The following is a 2,722-nucleotide window of genomic DNA, read 5'->3' as shown; positions in this document are numbered from 1 at the left end:
GCGCTCGCTGCGGCCTTCGCCGCGCGACTCACCGCGATCGCGGTCGCGTCCGCGGCCGCCCTTGGCGTCCTTGCCATGCGGCTTGCCGCGACCACGCCCGCCGCGCGGCGCGCTGGCGGCCTCGGCCAGCTCCTCGGCGGTGACCGTGTCCAGCCCGTCGATCTCGATGCGGGGGATGGTCTTGCCGGTCAGCGCCTCGATGGCGGCGACCAGCTTCACGTCGTCCGAGGTCGCGATGCTGTAGGCATGCCCCTCGCGCCCGGCGCGGCCGGTGCGGCCGATGCGGTGGACATAGTCCTCGTCGCGGAAGGGCACGTCGAAGTTGAAGACGTGGCTCAGCCCGCCGATGTCGATGCCGCGCGCCGCGACGTCCGAGCAGACCAGCAGCTGCAGCTCGCCGGCCTTGAACTTCTCCAGCGTCGCGAAGCGCACCGACTGGGCCAGGTCGCCATGCAGCGCGCCGACCTTGAAGCCGTGCTTGGTCAGGCTCTTGTGCAGCACGTCGACATCGCGCTTGCGGTTGCAGAAGATCAGCGCGTTCTGCACCTCCTGCGACCGGATCAGCCGGCGCAGCGCCTCGCGCTTGTCGCGCTCCTGCACATAGACCAGCCCGGTCGTGATGGTGGTCGCGACGGAAGCCGGGGCGGAGACCGAGATGGTCTTCGGGTTCTGCAGGAAGGCATCGGCCAGCTTGCGGATCTCGGGCGCCATGGTGGCGCTGAAGAACAGCGTCTGGCGCAGCGGCGGCAGCAGGCTGACGATGCGCTCGACATCGGGGATGAAGCCCATGTCCAGCATGCGGTCGGCCTCGTCGATGACGAGCACCTTGCAGTCGGCCAGCATCAGCCGGCCGCGCTCGAACAGGTCGAGCAGCCGGCCCGGCGTCGCGATCAGCACGTCGACGCCCTTGTCCAGCACGTCTCGCTGATCGGCCATGCTCTCGCCGCCGATCAGCAGCGCATGGTTCAGCTTCATGTGGGTGCCGTACTTGACGAAGTTCTCGGCCACCTGCAGGGCGAGCTCGCGCGTCGGCTCCAGGATCAGGCTGCGCGGCATCCGCGCCTTGGCACGAGAGCCGGCCAGGATGTCCATCATCGGCAGCACGAAGCTGGCGGTCTTGCCGGTGCCGGTCTGGGCGCAGCCCATGACGTCGCGGCCCATCAGCACGACCGGGATGGCCTGCTCCTGGATGGGCGTCGGGTGGACATAGCCGGCCTCCGCGACGCCGCGCAGCAGCGGCTCGGACAGGCCCAGATCCTCGAAGACGGCGCGCGGCGGCGCGGCCTCGACGGGGCCCTCCATCGGGGCGTCGGGGGTCAGGGCGTCGGGATGCTCGGTTTCGGCCACGCGGGGCGCGGTCACGTCAGGCTGATCGCTCAAGGGCAGTCGGTTCCTTCGCCGGCAGGCGGCGGGATGTGCGCCGGCCCGCCACGCGCGACCGCGCAGCCCGTCCTCCGGCATCCGAAGCCCCGCATATGCGCCGCTCGCACCGGCTTGGCAAGGTTTTCTCCGGGTTCAAGGGGCTGATCCGTCACCAGCGCAGGCCCCGTTGCCGGAAAGCTGCGGCAGGCGTAACCCTCACGGTATCATGCCGAACCCCCATCCCCTGCTGCTGCTGCCCGGGCTGCTCTGCGACGCACGGCTGTGGCGCGACGTCGTGGCCGGCCTCGAGGCCCCCGGGCCTGGAAAACTGGCCGAGTGCCGGGTCGCCGACCTGACGCGGGACGACACGCTGCGCGCCATGGCGCTGCGCGTGCTGGAGGGCGCGCCGGACCGCTTCGCGCTCGCCGGCCTGTCGATGGGCGGCTACGTCGCCTTCGAGATCCTGCGCCTGGCGCCCGAGCGGGTGACCCATCTGGCGCTGTTCGACACCTCCGCCCGCGCCGACACGCCGGAGGCCGCCCGCAAGCGCCGCGGGCTGATGGCGCTGACCCGCACCGGCCAGTTCCGCGGCGTGACGCCGCGGCTGCTGCCCAGCCTGCTGCACCCCGACGCGGTCGACGGCCCGCTCGGCCACGAGGTGCGCGCCATGGCCGACCGCGTCGGGCGCGAGGCCTTCCTGCGCCAGCAGCTGGCCATCCTGCAGCGCCCCGACAGCCGCCCGCTGCTGCCGGACATCGCCTGCCCCACCCTGGTCGCGGTCGGCGAGCAGGACATTCTGACGCCGCCCGAGCTCGCCGAGGAGATCGCCGCCGGCATCCCCGGCGCCCGGCTGGTGCGCATCCCCGGCGCCGCGCATCTGCCGACCATGGAGCAGCCCGCGGCCAGCATCGCCCTGCTGCGTGACTGGCTGACGGTCACGGCCTGAGGCGCCGGCTTGCCGGGCCCGACGCGGGGGCGCCATCTGACGCAGCGGAAGGCCGCCGAAGGCGGATCGCCCATGCCGTCCCGCCGCTTCCGCGCCCGACTGCTGCTGACCGCCAGCCTGGCGCCCGCCGGGGCCGCCGGGCCAGGCCTGCTATGCCGGCGCTTGCATGTGCCAGCTGGACCAGCCGGCCTCTGCCGGGGAAGGCTGCTCCTGCCCGACCGGCAACAACGAGCGCGCCTTCGGCGGGGTCGGCGGCTGACCGCGCCGCTGCGCCCCGCCGCCGCAAGATCCCGGTAAAGTCTGTGCCGCTAGCCTCGGCCCATGGTGGGGCTGACGCGACGCGGCATGATGGGGGCCTGGACGGTCATGGGCACGGCGCAGGCCGCCTCGCCCACGGCCGCCGGCGGGATATCG

The 2,722-nt window shown here is 72.9% G+C and carries 2 protein-coding genes; one reads left to right on the top strand and one right to left on the bottom strand.

Annotated elements, in window-relative coordinates; genetic code table 11:
• Nucleotides 1-1,461 (bottom strand): DEAD/DEAH box helicase (locus BKE38_RS28100; RefSeq protein ID WP_408887436.1); only part of this gene is annotated, 1,461 nt, incomplete at its 3' end.
• Between the two features lie 127 nt (nt 1,462-1,588).
• On the opposite strand from BKE38_RS28100, the gene BKE38_RS28095 reads away from it, so the two are divergent.
• On the top strand, nt 1,589-2,308 hold the full coding sequence (locus BKE38_RS28095) for an alpha/beta fold hydrolase (RefSeq protein WP_076960454.1): 720 nt from the start codon (nt 1,589-1,591) through the stop codon (nt 2,306-2,308).
• Nucleotides 2,309-2,722: the final 414 nt, after the last annotated feature.

Source organism: Teichococcus deserti, from assembly GCF_001982615.1.
GTDB lineage: Bacteria > Pseudomonadota > Alphaproteobacteria > Acetobacterales > Acetobacteraceae > Pseudoroseomonas > Pseudoroseomonas deserti.
Note: the sequence above shows the minus strand (reverse complement) of the source record. Positions and strands in the feature narration are given on the sequence as shown.